This window comes from Niveibacterium microcysteis (assembly GCF_017161445.1).
GTDB lineage: Bacteria > Pseudomonadota > Gammaproteobacteria > Burkholderiales > Rhodocyclaceae > Niveibacterium > Niveibacterium microcysteis.
In genome coordinates this window covers 1-20,913 of record NZ_CP071061.1, presented here as the reverse complement: position 1 = coordinate 20,913, position 20,913 = coordinate 1, and the positions used below count along the sequence as shown (strand labels likewise).

Annotated in this window: 6 protein-coding genes, 2 tRNA genes, 3 rRNA genes and 10 pseudogenes; 17 read left to right on the top strand and 4 right to left on the bottom strand. The window is 59.3% G+C overall.

Annotated features, from left to right (window positions below; all coding sequences use genetic code 11):
- The first annotated feature begins 60 nt into the window (after positions 1-60).
- The 10 genes and pseudogenes from rbfA (at position 61) to rrf (ending at position 11,027) form a co-directional block, all read left to right on the top strand.
- Positions 61-479: pseudogene (rbfA, locus tag JY500_RS22025) on the top strand (30S ribosome-binding factor RbfA).
- Positions 480-1,403: pseudogene (truB, locus tag JY500_RS22020) on the top strand (tRNA pseudouridine(55) synthase TruB). It begins immediately after the preceding pseudogene.
- Between the two features lie 67 nt (positions 1,404-1,470).
- Entirely contained in the window at positions 1,471-1,740 is a 270-nt protein-coding gene (rpsO, locus tag JY500_RS22015; RefSeq protein WP_172204726.1) for a 30S ribosomal protein S15, read from the top strand.
- Between the two features lie 225 nt (positions 1,741-1,965).
- Positions 1,966-4,013: pseudogene (gene pnp / locus JY500_RS22010) on the top strand (polyribonucleotide nucleotidyltransferase).
- A 108-nt stretch (positions 4,014-4,121) separates the two neighbouring features.
- Positions 4,122-5,512 (top strand): annotated as a pseudogene (gene dnaB, locus JY500_RS22005) (replicative DNA helicase).
- A 421-nt stretch (positions 5,513-5,933) separates the two neighbouring features.
- A 16S ribosomal RNA gene (locus JY500_RS22000) occupies positions 5,934-7,459 on the top strand.
- Between the two features lie 65 nt (positions 7,460-7,524).
- Positions 7,525-7,601, top strand: a tRNA-Ile gene (locus tag JY500_RS21995).
- 37 nt (positions 7,602-7,638) lie between these two features.
- Positions 7,639-7,714, top strand: a tRNA-Ala gene (locus JY500_RS21990).
- 253 nt (positions 7,715-7,967) lie between these two features.
- A 23S ribosomal RNA gene (locus JY500_RS21985) occupies positions 7,968-10,837 on the top strand.
- A gap of 77 nt (positions 10,838-10,914) precedes the next feature.
- Positions 10,915-11,027 (top strand): 5S ribosomal RNA (gene rrf, locus JY500_RS21980).
- Together the 16S, 23S and 5S rRNA genes with 2 tRNA genes alongside form the textbook arrangement of a ribosomal RNA operon.
- A gap of 337 nt (positions 11,028-11,364) precedes the next feature.
- Here the strand turns inward: rrf and icmH are convergent.
- From icmH to tssJ, 4 genes and pseudogenes are all read right to left on the bottom strand, one after another.
- A pseudogene (gene icmH, locus JY500_RS21975) lies at positions 11,365-12,196 on the bottom strand (type IVB secretion system protein IcmH/DotU).
- Positions 12,141-12,844, bottom strand: a pseudogene (gene tssK, locus JY500_RS22490) (type VI secretion system baseplate subunit TssK). The pseudogenes icmH and tssK (JY500_RS22490) overlap by 56 nt, the downstream one beginning before the upstream one ends.
- Positions 12,795-13,373 carry a type VI secretion system baseplate subunit TssK gene (tssK, locus tag JY500_RS22485; protein ID WP_425493214.1) on the bottom strand — a complete coding sequence of 193 codons (579 nt, stop codon included), beginning with the start codon at positions 13,371-13,373 and terminating at the stop codon, positions 12,795-12,797. The pseudogene tssK (JY500_RS22490) and the gene tssK (JY500_RS22485) overlap by 50 nt, the downstream one beginning before the upstream one ends.
- Positions 13,374-13,478: 105 nt before the next feature.
- Positions 13,479-13,907 (bottom strand): annotated as a pseudogene (gene tssJ, locus JY500_RS21965) (type VI secretion system lipoprotein TssJ); the annotation flags it as partial.
- Positions 13,908-14,294: 387 nt separating this feature from the next.
- Between tssJ and JY500_RS22480 the strand changes: the two are divergent.
- The 7 genes and pseudogenes from JY500_RS22480 to tssG all read left to right on the top strand — a co-directional run.
- Positions 14,295-15,080: a tetratricopeptide repeat protein gene (locus JY500_RS22480; RefSeq protein WP_206256573.1), complete on the top strand. Its 786-nt coding sequence runs from the start codon at positions 14,295-14,297 to the stop codon at positions 15,078-15,080.
- Positions 15,010-15,515 (top strand): annotated as a pseudogene (tssB, locus tag JY500_RS21955) (type VI secretion system contractile sheath small subunit). Before JY500_RS22480 ends, tssB begins: the two are co-directional and overlap by 71 nt.
- 56 nt (positions 15,516-15,571) lie before the next feature.
- A pseudogene (gene tssC, locus JY500_RS22475) lies at positions 15,572-17,001 on the top strand (type VI secretion system contractile sheath large subunit).
- A 32-nt stretch (positions 17,002-17,033) separates the two neighbouring features.
- Entirely contained in the window at positions 17,034-17,537 is a 504-nt protein-coding gene (locus JY500_RS21945) for an Hcp family type VI secretion system effector (RefSeq protein WP_172203495.1), read from the top strand.
- A 63-nt stretch (positions 17,538-17,600) separates the two neighbouring features.
- A complete protein-coding gene (tssE, locus tag JY500_RS21940; RefSeq protein WP_206255180.1) occupies positions 17,601-18,095 on the top strand; it encodes a type VI secretion system baseplate subunit TssE in 495 nt (164 codons plus the stop codon).
- Positions 18,092-19,931 (top strand): annotated as a pseudogene (tssF, locus tag JY500_RS21935) (type VI secretion system baseplate subunit TssF). Before tssE ends, tssF begins: the two are co-directional and overlap by 4 nt.
- Positions 19,912-20,913: type VI secretion system baseplate subunit TssG (gene tssG / locus JY500_RS21930; RefSeq protein ID WP_206256572.1), on the top strand; the 1,002-nt coding region annotated here is incomplete at its 3' end. The pseudogene tssF and the gene tssG, both read left to right, overlap by 20 nt.

Genomic DNA, 20,913 nt, shown 5'->3' with positions numbered 1-20,913 from the left:
ACGGGCCCCGCGACGGGCCCGTTTTGTTTGAAGCCCCTTGCATGGGGCAGGAGTAGCCGTATGGCAAAGACATTTTCGCGCGGCGACCGTGTCGCCGAGCAGATCCGCCGTGAATTGGCGGAGTTGATCCGCATGGAAGTAAAAGATCCCCGTGTCGGCTTCGTCACGCTGACGTCGGTTGAAGTGAGTCCGGATTACTCGCACGCCAAAGTATTCTTTACGACGATCGAAGGCGAGCGTGCCGTGCCGGAGCTTGCGCAAGGCCTGCGTCGTGCGAGCGGCTTTTTGCGCCGTGAGCTGGGGCGCCGAATCCGCATTCACACGATCCCGGATCTGCACTGGGTTTATGACGCTCGATCGAGCGTGGTGCACAGCTATCCGCGCTGATCGACGAGGCGGTTCGTAGCGACGCCGCACACAGTGATGATGTGGATGAGCCGCGTGCCTCGCCCGACGAGGCGGAGAAGCCGGACGCATGAGTGCGCAACCGGCCCGCTCGCGCGCCTCGATTGAAAGTGGATGGGGTCGTGTTGTTCGAACAAGCCTTCCGGCATGGAGTTCGAACGGCGCCCTGCAGACCGTGCGCCGCCTCTATTGGGCGGCCAAGGGCCGGTCATACTGGCACGCTCGATCCGCTGGCGAGTGGCTTGTTGCCGTTGTGCCTGGGTGAAGCCACCAAGTTCAGCCAGATGCTGCTCGATGCGGACAAGACCTACCTTGCCGCGCGTGAAGCTCGGCGTGACAACGACCACGGGCCGATGCTGAGGGCGAGGTGACGTCCACACGACCGGTGGGTGACCGACGACGCGCAGGATCGCGGAGGTCGTTGCTCGATTCGAAGGCGAGATCGATCAGGTGCCGCCGATGTACTCGGCGCTCAAGCGCGGACGGCAAGGCGCTCTACGAGTATGCGGCGTGAGGGTGTGACGCTTGAGCGGGCGCCGCGCCGCGTAACGATCCACCGCATCGGATGTGGTCCGCTGTGCGGTGATGAGTTCGATCTTGAAGTGTGTTGCAGCAAGGGGACGTACATCCGGACGCTCGCGGAAGACATTGGCGAGGTGCTCGGTTGTGGCGCACATCTCGTTGGCTTGCGGCGCACTGCAATCGGTCCGTTTGTCATCGATCACGCCGTATCGCTCGAAGTTCTTGAATCTGGCGAGCAGGCCCGCGCCGACGCACTGCGTCCGGCCGATCTGCTCGCGTCACATTTGCCTGCTGTTCCGCTTGCTCCGGATGCAGCAGGCAGTTTTCTGCACGGTCAGTCTGTCGCTGTCCCGCTGCCGCCAGGCGCGGTGGAATGCCGTGTATTTGCCGATGGGCGTTTTCTCGGCCTTGGCCGGGTGGATCCCGACGGTCGGCTGGCACCTCGCAGGCTCATTGCGAGCGTCGCAGGTGCTTGATGCAACAGAAAATTCGCCGCTATAATGCGCGGCTCGACTGAAGACACAGACAACTGGATTAGAAGAGATGGCTATTGCTACCGAACAAAAGGCGCAGATCGTTGCTGATTTCCAGCGCGCCAAGGGTGACACCGGGTCGCCGGAAGTGCAGATCGCACTGCTGACCGCCCGCATCAATGACCTGACCGGTCATTTCAAGGAACACACCAAGGATCACCACTCCCGTCGCGGCCTGCTCGCGCTTGTCAGCCAGCGTCGTAAGCTGCTGGACTACCTGAAGCGCAAGGAAGTCGACCGCTACCGCAGCGTTATCGAACGCCTGGGCCTGCGTAAGTAATCGACGGCTGTCAGCCGTGATCACGACGCAACTCCCGCGGTTCGGCTGATATCGCAATGCCGGCGAGCCCTACGGGCCACGCCGGCATTGTTCCATTTGAAGCTCCGTTGCGCAGACGCGCGGCATTCGCCGCAGGCGTTGCTCCGCGACGGGCAGACTGAAAGGATTTCCCTGCTGCCTACTCCGACCAAGAAGACCTTCACGTACGGCTCCCAGACGGTCACCATGGAGGACCGGCGAGATCGCCGTCAAGCACACGGTGCCGTCGTCGTCTCTGTTGAAGATACCGTTTTCTCGCCACCGTCGTCGCCGCCAAGAACCCGAAGCCGGGTCAGGATTTCTTCCCGCTGACGGTCGACTACATGGAGAAGTTCTACGCCGCGGCCGTATCCCCGGCGGGTTCTTCAAGCGCGAAGGTCGCCCGACCGAAAAAGAGACGCTGACCTCGCGCCTCATCGATCGCCCGATCCGTCCGCTGTTCCCGGATGGTTTCTATAATGAAATCCAGGTTGTGGTGACCGTGCTGTCGCAGAACCCGGAAGTCGATGCGACATCCCCGCGATGATCGGCGCTTCGGCCGCACTTGCGCTGTCCGGTGTTCCGTTCCAAGGCCCGATCGGCGCTGCCGCGTCGGCTACGCGAATGGCGAATACATCCTGAACCCGACCGTTACCGAACTGAAGACCAGCCAGATGAACTTGGTGGTGGCCGGTAACCGAAGTTGGCGTGATGATGTCGAATCGGAAGCAAACGAGCTGCCGGAAGACGTGATGCTCGGCGCCGTCGTTTTTGGCCATCAGCAGATGCAGACCTGATCAACGCGATCAACGAACTGGCTGATGAAGCGGGCAAGCCGGAATGGGACTGGCAGCCGCCGGCCAAGAATGAGGCCGCTCGCGGCCAAGGGTTGAAGAGCTCGCGCTGGCTGGTCTGAACGAAGCCTTCGGCCTGACGGTCAAGCAGCAGCGCAGCGACCGTATCAAGGAAGTGACCGCCGCGACCATCGCTGCGCTCGCAACCGGTGAAGACGGTGCGCCGACCGATGCGCAGATCAAGGATCTGTTGTTCGGCCTGGAGTCGCGGATCGTCCGCAACCGTATCCTGAATGGCGAGCCGCGCATCGACGGTCGCGACACCCGCACGGTGCGCCCGATCACGATCCGTACTGGCGTGCTGCCGCGCACCCACGGCTCGGCCTGTTCACCCGTGGCGAGACTCAGGCGCTGGTCGTTGCGACCCTCGGTACTGGCCGCGATGAGCAAATCATCGATGCCATCGCCGGTGAGTACAAGGAGCGCTTCATGCTCCACTACAACTTCCCGCCCTTTGCGACCGGCGAAACCGGCCGTGTCGGCGCGCCGAAGCGCCGTGAGATCGCCATGGCCGTCTTGCCAAGCGCGCCCTGGTTGCAGCCCTGCCGCCGGACAACGAGTTCAGCTACACGATGCGCGTGGTCTCTGAGATCACCGAATCGAACGGCTCGTCCTCGATGGCTTCGGTGTGTGGTGGGTCGCTCGCGATGATGGATGCCGGTGTCCCGCTCAAGAATCACGTGGCAGGCATCGCCATGGGCCTGATCAAGGACGGCAACCGTTTTGCGGTGCTGACTGACATCCTGGGTGATGAAGATCACTCGGCACATGGACTTCAAGGTTGCCGGTACCGAAAACGGTGTTACCGCTCTGCAGATGGACCTCAAGATCGACTCGATCAACCCGGCCATCATGAAGAAGGCGCTGGAGCAGGCGCGCGAAGGCCGCATGCACATTCTGGAGCTGATGAAGCAGGCCATGGCGGGCACCGGACCGAGTTGTCCGAGTTCGCGCCGCGTCTGCTGACCATCAAGATCAATCGGAGAAGATCCGCGACGTGATCGGCAAGGGTGGCGCGGTTATTCGTGCGCTGACCGAAGAAACCGGCACCGTGATCGACATCCAGGATGATGGCACCGTGACCATCGCTTCGGTGGATGGCGCCAAGGCGGAACTCGCCAAGAGCCGGATCGAAGCGATTGCGGCTGACGTCGAATCGGCAAGATCTACGAAGGCCCGGTGCTCAAGATTCTTGAGTTCGGCGCAATCGTCAACATCATGCCGGGCCGCGACGGCTTGCTGCACGTCTCTCAGATTGCGAATAAGCGCGTTGAGAACGTCTCCGACTACCTCAAGGAAGGCCAAGTCATCCGCGTCAAGGTCATCGAGACCGACGACAAGGGCAAGATTCGCCTGAGCCTAAAGGCAGTTGAGGCAGAGGCGCAGCAACAGCAGCAGTAAGCGCTTCCGTCGTCAAGCAAAGGGCCCGTTCGCGGGCCTTTTGTTTTTTGTGTTGTCCGCGCAGTGGTCGGTGCTTGGTTAGAATCGCCGATCGATTCGAGGTAATTCATGTCCCAGTTCAGTATGTCCGCCGACGCGCCCGATCCGTTGCTTGCCAAGCTCAAGCTGCCGCCACACTCAATCGAGGCGGAGCAGTCCTTGATTGGTGGTCTGCTGCTGGACAACGAGGCATGGGACCGCATCGCTGATCTGGTCAACGAAAGCGACTTCTACCGCGACGACCATCGTCGCATCTTTCGGCACATCGCCACCTTGGTCGAGCAGGGCAAACCTGCCGACGTCGTGACTGTGTTCGAGTCGCTCGACAAGTCGGCTGAGGCCGCACAAATCGGTGGCCTTGCCTATCTGGCCGAAATCGCAAACAACACCCCGTCGGCGGCAAATATTCGTCGCTACGCCGAGATCATTCGCGAGCGCTGCATTCTGCGTCGGCTGGTCACTATCGGCGATGACATCGCGGCCAATGCGCTCGCGCCTGCCGGTCGTGATGCCAAGGACCTGCTCGATCAGGCTGAAGCGAAGATCTTCGAGATCGCCGAATCAGGCGCCCGCCACGCGTCAGGCTTTGTGCCGATTCAGCCGGTGCTCGGGCAAGTGGTCGACCGCATCCAGGAACTCTACGACCGCGACGACCCGGACGAAGTCACGGGAATTCCCTACGGCCTAGTTGATCTAGATGACAAGATGTCGGGCCTGCACGGCAGCGACATGATTGTTATCGCCGGCCGCCCTGGTATGGGAAAAACCACTTTTGCGCTGAATGTGGCCGAAAACGTCGCCATTCATTCAAAGCTCCCCGTTGCGATCTTTTCGATGGAAATGCCCGCGACCCAGTTGGCAATGCGTTTCATCGCGTCCGTTGGGCGACTCGACAGACCCGGTTGCGCAGCGGCAAGCTGACTGACGATGACTGGCAGAACCTCACGATGGCGCTTGGGCTGCTCCACGAAGCGCCCATCTTCATCGATGAAACGCCTGGCCTGAACCCGACCGATCTGCGCGCGCGCTGCCGTCGCCTGCATCGTCAATGCGGCAAGCTAGGGTTGATCGTCATCGACTACCTCCAGCTGATGACCTCGCTGAAGGAGACCGACAACCGCGCGCAGGAACTGTCCGACATTTCGCGGTCGATCAAATCGTTGGCGAAAGAGCTCAACGTGCCGATCTTCGCGCTCTCGCAGCTCAACCGCAGTCTTGAGCAGCGCCCTAACAAGCGCCCAGTTGCGTCGGATCTTCGTGAGTCGGGCGCCATTGAGCAGGACGCGGACATCATCATGTTCATCTACCGCGACGAGATCTATAACCCGGACTCTCCGGACAAGGGCACGGCCGAGCTGATTGTCGGCAAACACCGTAACGGCCCAACGGGCACGGTCCGCCTGACGTTCCGCGGCGAGAGTACGCGTTTCGAGAACTACGTCGCCGCACCGAGCTACTGACGCGACACAGCTTTCCGGCTATCAGCGTGAGTAGGCGAGCGAGCGCGGATCAGAAAATATTGCTCTGGCAGTTGACGCGAAAAGGCGGGGTCGCTATAGTCTCACCTCTCTGCTGCTGACGAAGCGAAAGCAACGGCGCAGCGGGCTTTCAAGCGGTTCTGGTTGTCGCGAAATGCGGCGGCGAAAATGAAAAGCTTGACAGAAATTTTTGAGTTGGTAATATAGCCGGCTCAGCACAAACGACGCAGTCGGATGTGCGCAGTAAGAAGTTGAGCAGTTTGCAGTTGATCTTTAAAAATTTGGACAACCGATAAGTGTGGGTGCTCGGTTGAAGCGAATCGAAACTTCGGTTTCGAAAAAGCAAGAGACTTGAGTGCCAATACTACATCGTCAGTGATGATGAGTTTGGCCAATTTGGATTGAACTTAAGAGTTTGATCCTGGCTCAGATTGAACGCTGGCGGCATGCCTTACACATGCAAGTCGAACGGATCTAGGGGCTTGCTCCTAGGTTAGTGGCGAACGGGTGAGTAATGCATCGGAACGTACCCAGTCGTGGGGGATAACGTAGCGAAAGTTACGCTAATACCGCATACGTCCTGAGGGAGAAAGCAGGGGATCGCAAGACCTTGCGCGATTGGAGCGGCCGATGTCGGATTAGCTAGTTGGTGGGGTAAAGGCCTACCAAGGCAACGATCCGTAGCTGGTCTGAGAGGATGATCAGCCACACTGGGACTGAGACACGGCCCAGACTCCTACGGGAGGCAGCAGTGGGGAATTTTGGACAATGGCGAAAGCCTGATCCAGCCATGCCGCGTGAGTGAAGAAGGCCTTCGGGTTGTAAAGCTCTTTCAGACGGAAAGAAAACTTCGAGGCTAATACCTTCGGAGGATGACGGTACCGTAAGAAGAAGCACCGGCTAACTACGTGCCAGCAGCCGCGGTAATACGTAGGGTGCGAGCGTTAATCGGAATTACTGGGCGTAAAGCGTGCGCAGGCGGTTTTGTAAGACAGCTGTGAAATCCCCGGCTCAACCTGGGAACTGCGGTTGTGACTGCAAGACTTGAGTACGGCAGAGGGGGTGGAATTCCTGGTGTAGCAGTGAAATGCGTAGATATCAGGAGGAACACCGATGCGAAGGCAGCCCCCTGGGCCTGTACTGACGCTCATGCACGAAAGCGTGGGGAGCAAACAGGATTAGATACCCTGGTAGTCCACGCCCTAAACGATGTCGACTAGTTGTTCGGAGGGTAAAACCTTTGAGTAACGTAGCTAACGCGTGAAGTCGACCGCCTGGGAGTACGGCCGCAAGGTTAAAACTCAAAGGAATTGACGGGGACCCGCACAAGCGGTGGATGATGTGGATTAATTCGATGCAACGCGAAAAACCTTACCTACCCTTGACATGTCAGGAACTTTCCAGAGATGGATTGGTGCCCGAAAGGGAGCCTGAACACAGGTGCTGCATGGCTGTCGTCAGCTCGTGTCGTGAGATGTTGGGTTAAGTCCCGCAACGAGCGCAACCCTTGTCATTAGTTGCTACGCAAGAGCACTCTAATGAGACTGCCGGTGACAAACCGGAGGAAGGTGGGGATGACGTCAAGTCCTCATGGCCCTTATGGGTAGGGCTTCACACGTCATACAATGGTCGGTACAGAGGGTTGCCAAGCCGCGAGGTGGAGCCAATCCCAGAAAGCCGATCGTAGTCCGGATCGTAGTCTGCAACTCGACTACGTGAAGTCGGAATCGCTAGTAATCGCGGATCAGCATGCCGCGGTGAATACGTTCCCGGGTCTTGTACACACCGCCCGTCACACCATGGGAGTGGGTTTCACCAGAAGCAGGTAGCCTAACCGCAAGGGGGGCGCCTACCACGGTGGGATTCATGACTGGGGTGAAGTCGTAACAAGGTAGCCGTACCGGAAGGTGCGGCTGGATCACCTCCTTTCTAGAGCAAAGCAGATGCCGAGCTCCACAACTTATCGGTTGTTCAGTAAAGACAGCGGACGTGCAGGGTCTGTAGCTCAGCCGGTTAGAGCACCGTCTTGATAAGGCGGGGGTCGTTGGTTCGAATCCAACCAGACCCACCATCAAATACTGATGGGTTCGGCTCGTACCACGGAACATGGGGCTGTAGCTCAGCTGGGAGAGCACCTGGTTTGCAACCAGGGGGTCGTCGGTTCGATCCCGTCCAGCTCCACCAATCTTGGTTACGTCAAAAGTCGCGTCATGAATGCAGATGGTGTCTGCATTCATGACTCTTCTTGAGTCAGCTGTCGATCTTTAAAAATCTGGAAGGCATGTATGAAGTCAGCGTGATGAGCGCTGGGCTTCATAGGTTGTGATTGCATCGAATTACATTCCATCCTTTGAACCAGCGATGGGTGTAAAGAAACATTTGGCGTTTGAATCAAACACTGTAACCGCCTGAAGCAATTCAGGGTTCAAGGTTATAGGATCAAGCGACTAAGTGCATGTGTGGATGCCTTGGCGATCACAGGCGATGAAGGACGTGGCAGTCTGCGAAAAGCCTCGGGAGCTGACAAGCAAGCTTTGATCCGGGGATGTCCGAATGGGGAAACCCACCTCTTACGAGGTATCCCGCACTGAATACATAGGTGCGCGGAGGCGAACGCGGCGAACTGAAACATCTAAGTAGCCGCAGGAAAAGAAATCAACCGAGATTCCATAGTAGTGGCGAGCGAATTGGGAAGAGCCTGTACGTGATAATCGAATTGCTAGTGGAACGGTCTGGAAAGTCCGGCAATAAAGGGTGATAGCCCCGTACCGAAAGCAAATCGATGGTACTAAGCGTACGACAAGTAGGGCGGGGCACGAGAAACCCTGTCTGAACATGGGGGGACATCCTCCAAGGCTAAATACTCGTGATCGACCGATAGTGAACAAGTACCGTGAGGGAAAGGCGAAAAGAACCCGGGAGGGGAGTGAAATAGATCCTGAAACCGCATGCATACAAACAGTGGGAGCCTCCTTGTGGGGTGACTGCGTACCTTTTGTATAATGGGTCAGCGACTTACGTTCAGTAGCGAGCTTAACCGAATAGGGGAGGCGTAGCGAAAGCGAGTCTGATAAGGGCGCTTTAGTTGCTGGGCGTAGACCCGAAACCGGATGATCTACCCATGGCCAGGATGAAGGTTGGGTAACACCAGCTGGAGGTCCGAACCCACTAGTGTTGAAAAACTAGGGGATGAGCTGTGGTAGGGGTGAAAGGCTAAACAAATCCGGAGATAGCTGGTTCTCCCCGAAAGCTATTTAGGTAGCGCCTCGTGTATCACTCTCGGGGTAGAGCACTGTAATCGTTGAGGGGTCATTGCGATCTACCTCGCGATAGCAAACTCCGAATACCGAGAAGTGCGAGCACGGGAGACAGACCTGGGGTGCTAACGTCCTGGGTCAAGAGGGAAACAACCAGACCGCCAGCTAAGGCCCCAAATGCGTGGCTAAGTGGAAACGAGGTGGGAAGGCATAGACAGCTAGGAGGTTGGCTTAGAAGCAGCCACCCTTTAAAGAAAGCGTAATAGCTCACTAGTCGAGTCGTCCTGCGCGGAAGATGTAACGGGGCTCAAGCCACGAGCCGAAGCTGCGGATGTGTCTATGACACATGGTAGGGGAGCGTTCCGTAAGCCTGCGAAGGTGGATCGAGAGGTCTGCTGGAGGTATCGGAAGTGCGAATGCTGACATGAGTAGCGATAAAACGGGTGAAAAGCCCGTTCGCCGAAAGCCCAAGGTTTCCTACGCAACGTTCATCGGCGTAGGGTGAGTCGGCCCCTAAGGCGAGGCAGAAATGCGTAGTCGATGGGAAACAGGTCAATATTCCTGTACCGCTCTTTGATGCGATGGGGGACGGAGAAGGTTAGGTCAGCCGGGTGTTGGACGTCCCGGTTCAAGCCTGTAGGCGTGCTGCGTAGGCAAATCCGCGCGGCTTAGCTGAGGGTGATAACGAGCGAACTTGTTCGCGAAGTGACTGATACCAAGCTTCCAGGAAAAGCCTCTAAGCTTCAGTCAAAGAGTGACCGTACCGCAAACCGACACAGGTGGGCAGGTTGAAAATACCAAGGCGCTTGAGAGAACTCAGGAGAAGGAACTCGGCAAATTGATACCGTAACTTCGGGAGAAGGTATGCCCCGTAGCTTGTAGGAGTACATCCGAAGGGCGATGGGGCCGCAGAGAATCGGTGGCTGCGACTGTTTAATAAAAACACAGCACTCTGCAAACACGAAAGTGGACGTATAGGGTGTGACGCCTGCCCGGTGCCGGAAGGTTAAGTGATGGGGTGCAAGCTCTTGATCGAAGCCCCGGTAACGGCGGCCGTAACTATAACGGTCCTAAGGTAGCGAAATTCCTTGTCGGGTAAGTTCCGACCTGCACGAATGGCGTAACGATGGCCACACTGTCTCCTCCTGAGACTCAGCGAAGTTGAAATGTTTGTGAAGATGCAATCTACCCGCGGCTAGACGGAAAGACCCCATGAACCTTTACTGTAGCTTTGCATTGGACTTTGACGGGGCTTGTGTAGGATAGGTGGGAGGCTATGAAACGGTGACGCTAGTTGCCGTGGAGCCGTCCTTGAAATACCACCCTGGCGTCGTTGAGGTTCTAACCTTGGTCTGTGAATCCAGATCGGGGACCGTGCATGGTAGGCAGTTTGACTGGGGCGGTCTCCTCCTAAAGGGTAACGGAGGAGTACGAAGGTCTCCTAGGTACGGTCGGAAATCGTACTGATAGTGCAATGGCAAAAGGAGGCTTGACTGCGAGACCCACAAGTCGAGCAGGTGCGAAAGCAGGTCATAGTGATCCGGTGGTTCTGTATGGAAGGGCCATCGCTCAACGGATAAAAGGTACTCTGGGGATAACAGGCTGATTCCGCCCAAGAGTTCACATCGACGGCGGAGTTTGGCACCTCGATGTCGGCTCATCACATCCTGGGGCTGTAGCCGGTCCCAAGGGTATGGCTGTTCGCCATTTAAAGTGGTACGTGAGCTGGGTTTAAAACGTCGTGAGACAGTTTGGTCCCTATCTGCCGTGGGCGCTGGAAGTTTGAGGGGGCTGCTCCTAGTACGAGAGGACCGGAGTGGACGGATCTCTGGTGTACCGGTTGTCACGCCAGTGGCATTGCCGGGTAGCTAAATCCGGAAGAGATAACCGCTGAAAGCATCTAAGCGGGAAACTCGCCTCAAGATGAGACTTCCCTCGAGACTCGATCTCGCTAAAGGGTCGTGGAAGACCACCACGTTGATAGGCTGGGTGTGGAAGCGCAGTAATGCGTTAAGCTAACCAGTACTAATTGCCCGTGCGGCTTGATCCTATAACCTTGAGCTAATCAAGGTGTGCGACATATCGCCAAATCAGCGATCGCAACCTATACATGCCTACCAGTTACAGTCTGACGCCCATAGCGCTTTGGTACCACCCCTTCCCATCCCGAACAGGACCGTGAAACAAAGCCGCGCCAATGATATTGCGGTCTCCCGTGAGAAAGTAGGTCAGCGTCAGACTACCCCATTCAAAAAACCCCGCCGCTATTCAGCCGGTGGGGGTTTTTCTTTTCAGCATCTCATCTTCTGTGGCCGCCGTAGCGGGCCACTCAACCACGTCGTACCCTCCAACCGCAATTGAGCCGAAACAGAAGCGCCTCGCGACGCCCGACGTACGCGCTTGCGTTTCGCTGCACTGAACCCAAGACCCAGATGAGGCAGTCGGGCCTGCGGGAGGCCGGGCGGCGCCAGGTCGAGTGATCGCCATTCATCTTCTCTGGCGGAAATCTCTCTACGTTTGATTCAGACCACAGCGCCCAACGCAGCGGCTAAAAGGGTTGCGCGAACGCTCTTCCTCTTATGGCAGGCTGATCGTGACGTGAGCCTGTCGTGGTGCGACTTTCACGACCTCGTGAAAATTCGAAACTGATTGGGCGGTGGATTTGTCGAGCCATGAACTCAGACCAACAAACACCGCCAACGTGATCAGGGCGTAGCCGGAAATCACTCCCCATAACGGCAGGTTTCCGCGCAGGGCATGTCGTATCGAATCCGGTGCTGCCCAGTCAGGGGCGAACGCGGCGCGTTTTCCTTTGTAGTGGGCAATCTCATCGCCGAGCCGACCCACCAGGTAGCCGAGCTTCTCCGGCGACTCGAGCAGGTATCGACCACGGAAGCCGAGCAGAAGGCAAAGGTGGTAGACCTCGAGCGATTGGAGTCGTGTGGCGCCCTCGGCACGCAGGGCCTCTAAGCGTTCAAAGAATCGCTCGCCTGCGAGCTGATCGCCGAAGAATGCCAGCTGCAGGGGTTGCCGTTCCCATGCATCGCGGATGGAGAAGCGCGATGCGAGGATGTGCTCGTCCATCGAGGCGCAGAAGGCGTACTTCGCAGCGAATATGTCGTCGGTCGCGATATTTGCGCGTTTTTGCCGAACGTTCGAACTCATCAAGGAATTCGCGCAGGCGCTCTCGAAACTGATCCGCGTCGATTGGCGCGTTGCGGTTGCGAATCAGGAACATCAGGTAGAAACCGTCGTACATCATGTCGACGAGCGTTTTCGGCTGGCGCGAGGATTCGCTCGGACGGCGACGGAGTTCGCTATCGGCGAACAGGGACGGTGGAAGGGAGGATTCATCACTGCACCAGAGCGAAGAGTTCAAGTCGCAAATCGCGGAAGCCTGTGGGCACATAGAGGGCAACAGATTGCGCTTGGCGCATCCGTTTCAAATAGCGGTCCGTTCGGTTCCAGCGAGAAGTAGTAGTTGCCGGGTCGTACAGGCACTGCCGCCGGACTTGTGGGGCTGCTGTGAGCTTCACGCCAGGCATCGCGGACAACAGCAGCTTGTCCACGTCGTCAGGGGCGCCCAGCTTGAAACGCAGCGGCACAGCCTCGACCAACTCCGGGGGCGGCATATCTGCGCTGACGGAGAGGTAGAAGGCGGTATCGGCACCGAGCTTGTCAGAGTCCATACGACCCACGAAAACGATGGTTTGGTCTCCGTAAGGGTGATCGTTACGCATCGGGTTGATATGACAGTCTCCAGCAACTCCCGGATGATTCTGTCGAGGCGAAAGAAGCCCTCGGCTGGATCGTTGTGGTCATAGACCGGGAGATCCTCGAGCGTGTGGCTCTTGGCGAAGGTCATCAGGGCTCCCGCGACCTCCAGCAGCGACTCAAAGAGGCGCTCGGGATGCAGACGCGGGTGTTTGAACAGATGACTGAGACGTGCGAATGCGCTGCTCGCCGTGTGCAGCAGCCAGAAGGATGCATGTCGCCGGAACGGATTTCTACGATGTTCTTGCTGGGCTCGCGATGGAAGCCGTAAAGCGCGGCGCACTGGCCTGCAGAATATCCAGCGTGCGCCGCAGCAGCGCGTAGAGCGTTGGCAGCGCCTCGATGGCAACCGCGGGTGGCATGAAAGCCGGATCGATTTCGTAGCCGCCGGTTGACGTTTTGCGGATACGCACTGCCGGAAGGGTGATGAATTGCTCGATCGCATCCTGGTCCGACAGCAGGCGAGGTTGCTTGCGTAGGAGCATGACATCGGCCTCGGCGGCGCGGGTGAATAGATCGGCCGCGAGTTCGCTCGCTGGGCGAAAGCGCGCGTTGCCGCGAGTATCTCCCGCCTGTGTTTGATTGCCGCCCGCCGTGCGTAGGTGGGGCAAAGCCAAGTGAAAGGTGATCGCTTCCCGCGGAAACGATAGCTGTGCAAGGTTGACGGGCTCAGGTAGCTCGTCGGCGTCTGGCGCAGCGTAGAACTCGCCGTCCGGAAACACGGCTCTTACCTCTTCGAGCCGTAGTACGCCAGAACTGAGCGCGTCTTTGTCCCACCGTAACAGCCTGAAGCCCCATGCATAGGGGTGCATGGTGCGTCAAGCTCCGTCAGTCGGCTTTCGTGGTAGAGATCCTGCCGTTGAAAGTGCTGGGGCCGCAAAAAGAGCCCTCTCCCCACAAGACCTTTGCTGCTGCCTTCACATCAATTCTCCTGATTGCATCGACTGCCCTTGCGTCTCGGTCTGACCGCATCGCGTTGAACCGAGCTTCGCTGGTGCGTCATATCCCCAACCTGCGGGGCTTCCGACGCTTACGCTGAATGCGCATGCGTGGGCACCGAGCACAAGCCCGGTCTTCGCAGCTGCTGTTCTCTCGAACACCGCACGCCACCGCTGTGGCAAGGGCGTGCGAACCGCGCCCGCAACCGCAAGCACGGACGCTTCACGTGTCACTTTCTCCTTGAGATCGAGCAACTGAAGCGGTGTCAAAACCAGTTCTCTGACTTCCACCAGATCTGCACCGAGGGCTTCTTTCTCGCGATTCGGCGTCAGGATTGCGTCGGGCGGCATCGCCAGAAACGCCTCCGCACTGCGCAACTTGTACACGCGAACAACGAGCGCCGTGCCTTTGCCGTCCGGCCCGCGTTAAGCACTTTGGATGCGTGAATCCGCAATGCCACTTCATCAAAGCCGCTGGTCGAATCGGCGTTTGCCCGTTTGAGTCCGACGGACCCGAGGGCGCTATCCGCCGCCGAGCTGATCAGGTTGGTTGTCTCGTTCGAGGCGCATCCCAACAAGCTAAGGGCGAGCGTCAGCAGCGCCCCTCGTGCGATTTTCTGACGGACTCCGATGCGGAAGAACTGCACAGTGCGTATGGCATCGTCATTGAAACGGCGTTTTCTTGTTCGTAGAGTACCACCCATGTTGCATACGCCAACGGGATATGCGAAGCGGGTGTGAAGTGCGACATAGCTCGGTGCTTTGCCACCCTGAATCGAGAATGGGAGCCAAACAATGAAGAATTCCGGACGTCGTTTTAACACTGCTACATCGGCGGCTTCCGTCTGCGTAGCGCTGCTCTTGAGTGCCTGCGCAACCACCTCACAGCTCTCCGAGCTGGACCAATTCAAGGATGTCGCGGCAGTCCAGCAGCGCGTCGATGAACTGGTGGCGTCGGGGGATGTCCAGAAGGCGCAGGCGATGCTCGAAAGCACCGCCAAGGCCAATCCCACCGATCCGGCGCCGTGGGTGCGCATGGCCCAGTTGCAATTTGATCGCGGTAACTACTCGGGAACGATTGCCGCTGCGGATGAGGCTGTGCAGCGGGACCCGGCGAACGTTCAGGCGAAGGGCTGGCGCTCGTCGCCAGCCTTCGGATCGCAGTGCGGAATATTCAAGAGTTGCGTGGTGGTGTCGCGCTCGGCGGCGATACGCGCGGCGAAGCTGAGCGACTGGCGCGCACCCTGCGCGAGACGATCAAGGAGGATGTACTCGTTCCGGTCGCTCCGGCGAACGATCCGAAGAAGGCGCGGACTGCGAGCCGCTCTGCGAAGCCAGCAACCTCCTCTGCCGCTGCTCCCGCGACAACCGCGGCTGCGGCGACCCCAGCCGTCAAACCTGCCCCCGCAACGCCGACTGCATCGAAGTCCCCCGCTCCTGCAGCCAAAGCCTCTGCCGACCCCTTCGGCGCTCTCAAGTAACCGACCCCGATACGAACAGGAAACCAATCATGGCCAAGAAGGAAAGTGTTCAGCAGAAGCTGACCCGTGTGCGCCCGCCGCGCGTGCAGCTGACCTATGAAGTTGAACGCGGTGACGCGATCGAGCAGAAGGAGCTCCCGTTTGTAGTCGGGTTGTTGGTGACTTTGCTGGCCAGTCCGACGTCGAGCAACCGCGTCTGCGGGACCGTCGCTTCGTGAATATCGATGGCGACAACTTTGACGATGTGATGCAGGGGTTGGAGCCACGTGCCGCCTACCGTGTCGAGAACAAGCTGACGGGTGAGGGGGGCGAGTTCGCAGTCGACCTCAAGTTCCGCTCGCTAGAGGACTTCCGTCCGGAGTCGGTTGTTCAGCAAGTCGACCCGCTTCGTAAGCTGCTGGAGGCGCGCAGCAAGTTGGCCGACCTGCGAAACAAGCTCGCTGGAAACGACAAGCTTGAAGACCTGCTGCAAGACGTGCTCAACAGCACCGAGAAGCTCGCAGCATTGAGTGCAGAAGCCAAGGTGGAGGAGTAAGCAATGAGTGCATCCGCCCTGGCGCTTGCTCAGCAAGCCAATGAAGCGGGTACAGCCTGCTCGATGAAATCGTCTCGGAGAGCCGCGTTGCGCGCTCGCCGGTAGAGCACAGCCGTGCGCGCGACCTGATCAGCGAGTTGGTGCAGCAGGTCATGAGTGGCACGGTGGTCGTATCAGAGAACCTTGCCGCGACGCTCGACGCACGTATTGCTGAGCTCGACGCGATGCTGTCCGATCAGCTCTCCGCAGTGATGCATGCGCCTGAGTTCCAGAAACTGGAGTCGTCCTGGCGCGGCCTTGAGTACCTTTGCAAGCAGAGCGCGACGGGTCAGATGCTCAAGATCAAGGTGTCAACGTCACGAAGCGCGAGCTCATCAAGGACTTTCGCGGTGCGGTCGAATTTGACCAGAGCGCGCTGTTCAAGAAGGTCTACGAAGAAGAGTTTGGCACCTTCCGGTGGCGCGCCGTTCGGCACCTTGCTCGGTGACTTCGACATCACGCGTCAACCTGAGGACATGTACTTCATCGAGCAGATGTCGCATGTGGCTGCTGCGGCGCACGCCCCCTTCATCTCCGCCGCGTCGCCAGAGCTCTTTGGCCTCGAAGGCTTCACCGACCTCGGCAAGCCGCGCGACCTGTCGAAAGTGTTCGACACCGTCGAGTATGCGAAATGGAAGTCGTTCCGAGAGTCCGAAGACGCGCGTTACGTTGGCCTGACCCTGCCGCATTTCCTCGGTCGTCTGCCTTACAACCCCAAGGATGGCACGACGGTTGAGGGCTTCAATTTCGTCGAGGATGTGGACGGCACGGACCACAGCAAGTACCTGTGGGTGAACGCCGCCTATGCCTTTACGTCCCGCATCACCGACGCCTTCGACAAGTATGGCTGGTGCGCTGCGATCCGCGGGTCGAAGGCGGTGGCTTGGTGGAAGATCTGCCTACCCACACCTTCAAGACGGACGAGGGTGAAGTCGCGCTGAAGTGCCCCACGGAAGTTGCGATTACCGATCGTCGTGAGAAGGAACTTTCCGATCTCGGCTTCATCCCGCTGGTGCATTGCAAGGGCACTGACTATGCAGCCTTCTTTGGCGCGCAGTCGGTGCAGAAGGCGAAGAAGTACAACACCGATGCCGCGAATGCCAACGCGGTGCTCTCCGCCCAGCTGCAGTACATCTTCGCGGTGTGCCGCATCTCGCATTACCTCAAGGCGATGATGCGCGACAAGATCGGCAGTTTCGCATCTGCTGGCAACGTCGAGACCTATCTGAACGGCTGGGTCTCGCAGTACGTCCTGCTTGATGACGGGGCCTCGCAAGAGGCGAAGGCGGAGTTTCCTTTGCGCGAAGCATCGGTTCAGGTATCCGAGGTCCCGGGCAAACCGGGTGTCTACCGTGCAGTCGCGTTCCTGCGCCCGCACTTCCAGCTGGACGAGCTCACGGTTTCACTGCGCCTGGTGGCCGAGCTGCCTCAATCCTCAGGCGCGTAACTTTCTACCCCAAGTAACTTAGGAGCCACAACGTGAAGGACATTTACGTTCAGTTCAAAGGCAAGTACGACATCAAGGGCGAGTCCCGCGATGCTGAGCACAAGGAATGGATCGAGGTCAGCTCCTGGAGCCACCTGATTCGCCAGCCGCGTTCGGCGACCGCGTCGACCGCCGGCGGCCACACCGCCGAGCGTTGCGAGCACGGCGAAATGATCTTCGTGAAGGACCTGGATCTGACCTCGCCGCGCATCTGGGAAGGCTGCTCGGCCGGTCACACCTTCGACGAAGTGACCATCGACTTCATGCGTGCGGATGGCGATAAGCGCGTGAAGTACCTCGAGATCAAGCTCAAGCATGTACTGCTGGCGTCGGTGACGCCGTCGGTGGCCGGCGAAGGCATCCCGACGGAGACTTTCACGCTGAAGTACGCCGCTGTGCAATGGACCTACACCGCACAGGACATCGCTGGCGGTGTCAAGGGCAACAAGGTTGCCAAGTGGAGCCTGGCGAAGAACAACTCGACCTACGAGATCTAATTCGCCGAACCGGAACACGGCAATGCATCCAGCGGCGCCGTGTTTCAACGCAGAAGAGATGTCATGAAGGGTTTTTCCCCAACCTTGTTTGAGCGACTGTTCGACGATGCGCCGCACCGTGGGGACGATCCGGCGCCGCTGCGGCGCTGGTCGATTGAAGAGCTCAAGGACAGTGTCGCGCGGGACCTTGAGTCCCTGCTCAATAGCCGTTGCGGCTTGCGTGAAGCCTTGTTGGAAAGCTACCCGGAGGCGGCGCGCTCGCTGGCCAGTTTTGGCATGATGGATTTCGTCGGCCTGAGCCTCGCCAATCCGGCCGACAGAGCGCGAATTTGCGCAACGCTCGAGCGGACGATTTTGCAACATGAGCCACGGCTCAAACGGGTGCACGTCGCACTGCGTGGCGACGAACGTAGCGTTGGCCGTTTGAATTTCGCGATCCAGGCCGTGCTGTATGTGCCGCCGACGGCGGAGCCGGTTGGCTTCGATGCGGTGTTGCAGCCTTGCACGCAACAGTACTCCGTCGCGAGCAGCCGACGTGCGCTTCAGGCGGTCGCATGAACGATCTGCTGCCCTATTACGAGCGCGAGTTGACCTTCCTGCGTCGGCATTCGCGCGAATTCGCCGAACAGTTTCCAAAGATCGCCTCGCGGCTGTTGTTGTCTGGTGAGGCGTGCGAAGACCCACACGTCGAGCGCATGCTGGAGTCATTCGCGCTGCTGTCGGCGCGGGTGCACAAGAAGCTCGACGATGATTTCCCCGAGTTGACCGAGAGCCTGCTCGGCGTGCTCGCACCGCACTACTTGCGGCCGCTGCCGTCGTGTTCGATTGCGCGCTTCGATACTGGCGGGGCTGATGCGCAGTTGTCCGCCCCGGTGGTATTGCCGCGCGGCACTTCCCTGGCGACTCGCCCTCGGGTGGCGTTGCGTGCCGCTTCCGCACCGCCTACGACGTTACGCTGGCGCCCTTGCGCATTGCTGCTGCTGGGTTTGAGCAGCCTGTGGTATCGGGGCGCAGCTTGCGCGTACCTGCAGAAACGACCTGTGCGCTGACTCTGACGCTGGAGGCAACCGGGAGCGCGTTGCCGCTTAACGCGATCGACATCCCGCATTTGCGCCTGTTTCTCGATGGCGAGCCCTCTCTCGTTTGTCACTTGCGCGAGGCGTTGTTCTCGTCGCTGCGCGGGCTTGCGGTGGGGACGCCGGAGCACAGCGCATGGCAGGTACTTGGATGCGCAGCGATCCGGCCAGTGGGTTTCGGTATCGATGAAGGGCTGCTTGACTATGACGCGCGTTCGCAGCTGGCGTATCGCCTACTGACGGAGTTCTTCCTGTTCCCCAGCAAGTTCGACTTCTTCGATCTAGACTTCGCGGCGATTCGCACAGCGTTGCCGCCGAACACGCGGCAAATCCAGTTGAAGTTCTTCCTTGGCAAGGGTGCCACGGAGCTCGAGCCGGCGCTTCTCGAGCGCGTCACGGCGGCGAACTTCGTTACGGGCTGCACCCCGGTGTTAACCTGTTTGAGCGCAACGCAGAGCCGATTCGTCTGGACCATGCGCGTGCGCACTATCCGCTGGTTGTTGACGCGCGTCGCGCGGCGGCCTTCGAGCTCTATTCGATCAATCGCGTGTCGCGTGTTGAAAAGAGCAGCCGCGGCGAACGCATTTCCGAGTTCCGCCCCTTCTACGGGTTGCGGCATGCCGAGACGCCGGCGCACGAGGCGCGCTACTGGCATCTGCGTCGTGATGCCCGGGTCGCGGAAGTGTCGCCCGGCTACGAGTACGAAATCGCCTTGGTCGATGTGGCGGACGATGGCGCCGAGGAGCGGACCGAAACGCTCAGCATCGAGGTCACGGCGACCAATCGCAACCTGCCGTCTCAGCTGCCTTACGGTCTGCCAGAAGGTGATCTGTTCATCGAGGGGGGATCAGTCGCTCGGCGCATTTCGTTCCTGCGCCGGCCTACGCCTAGCCACCGCTTTCGTACCGAGGATGAGGGGCTGTGGCGTCTGATCTCGCATCTCTCGTTGAACAGATTGTCGCTTGCGGAGAATGGCGTAGACGCGCTGAAGGAAACCTTCGGGCTTTATAACGCCAGCCGTACGGCGAGCAATCAGCGGATCATCGATGGGCTGACGTCGATCGAGCATCGACCGTCGAGTGCCATGCTGCCGGGCGATCCCTTTCCGGCTTTCGTACGTGGCATTGACATCGAGATCAGCGTCGACGAGCAGGCTTTCGTAGGCGTCGGCCTGTCACTCTTTGTCGCGGTGCTCGAGCACTTCTTCGCACTGTACGTGCATCTCAACAGCTTCACGCGCTTGCGCGTCCGTTCCACGCGCAGTGGCGAGATCCTGACCGTGTGCAAACCGCGCAGCGGTGACATGGTGCTCGTGTGAGGCGTCCGTTCTCAAGTGCAGTCGGGCGGTTGTTTGCGGCCCCGCAGCGCACCGAGTTCTTCCAGGCTGTCCGCTTGCTGCGCGACATCTTCGGCGGCGCAATGAGCGCGCGCACGAGGCCTTGGGCGAACATGTCCGGTTTGGTAACTCGCTTGCGCTGTCGTTTCCGGCCAGCGAAATCGAGCAGCTGGAGATTGAGTCCCGCGCGGAGGACGGCTCGCCGCAACGGGTCAAGCTGACGCCGGCCTTTCTCGGATTCACAGGCAACCAGGGTGTGCTGCCGCAGCACTACACCGAGCGCCTGCTTGACCGCGAGGTGCTGCACCGTGACCGCGCTGCGCGCGCCTTCCTGGATATTTTCGCCAACCGGAGCGCCGTTCAGTTCTTTGGCGCCTGGGAGAAATACCGGCCGCATTTTCAGTTCGAGGCAGAAGGCCGCTCGCGCTATCTGCCCACGGTATTGTCGTTCGCTGGGTTTGGCGCGACGGCCTTGCGCGAGCGTCTCGACGATGGCTCCGACGCATCGCTACACGACGAGACGCTGGCTTACTACGCAGGCATTTTGCGCACCGCGCCCCGCTCGGTGTCGGCGATTGCGGCGGTGCTGGCCGAGTACTTTGACGCGCCGATCAAGCTGGTTCCGTTTGTTGGTCAATGGTTCCGCTTGCCGGACGAGAGCCTTGCCCAACTCGGCATGGCAAACGCCACGCTGGGCGTCGATGCCGTCTGCGGCGCGCGGATCTACCAGCGCGATTCGCGCATCCGCATCGAGGTCGGGCCGCTTGCGCGCAGTGCATTCCTATCGTTCATGCCGGGGGGCTCTGCGGCGCGCGCTCTCGACCGACTTCTCGGCATCGCGCTTGGACCGACCATCGAGGTCGAGCTCCGTGTGCTGCTCGATCGCCGTGAGGTTCAACCCTTGAAAGGTTGGCCTCGCAGGTGGCGGGCGCCTCGGTTGGGACAGCTGGCTTGCGAGCGAGCC

What these genes read in the sequence shown, in the direction of transcription:
- rpsO (WP_172204726.1), top strand. Translation starts at nt 1,471, where the DNA reads ATGGCTATTGCTACCGAACAAAAGGCGCAGATCGTTGCTGATTTCCAG.
- tssK (WP_425493214.1), bottom strand. Translation starts at nt 13,373, where the DNA reads ATGCACCCCTATGCATGGGGCTTCAGGCTGTTACGGTGGGACAAAGAC.
- JY500_RS22480 (WP_206256573.1), top strand. Translation starts at nt 14,295, where the DNA reads ATGAAGAATTCCGGACGTCGTTTTAACACTGCTACATCGGCGGCTTCC.
- tssE (WP_206255180.1), top strand. Translation starts at nt 17,601, where the DNA reads ATGAAGGGTTTTTCCCCAACCTTGTTTGAGCGACTGTTCGACGATGCG.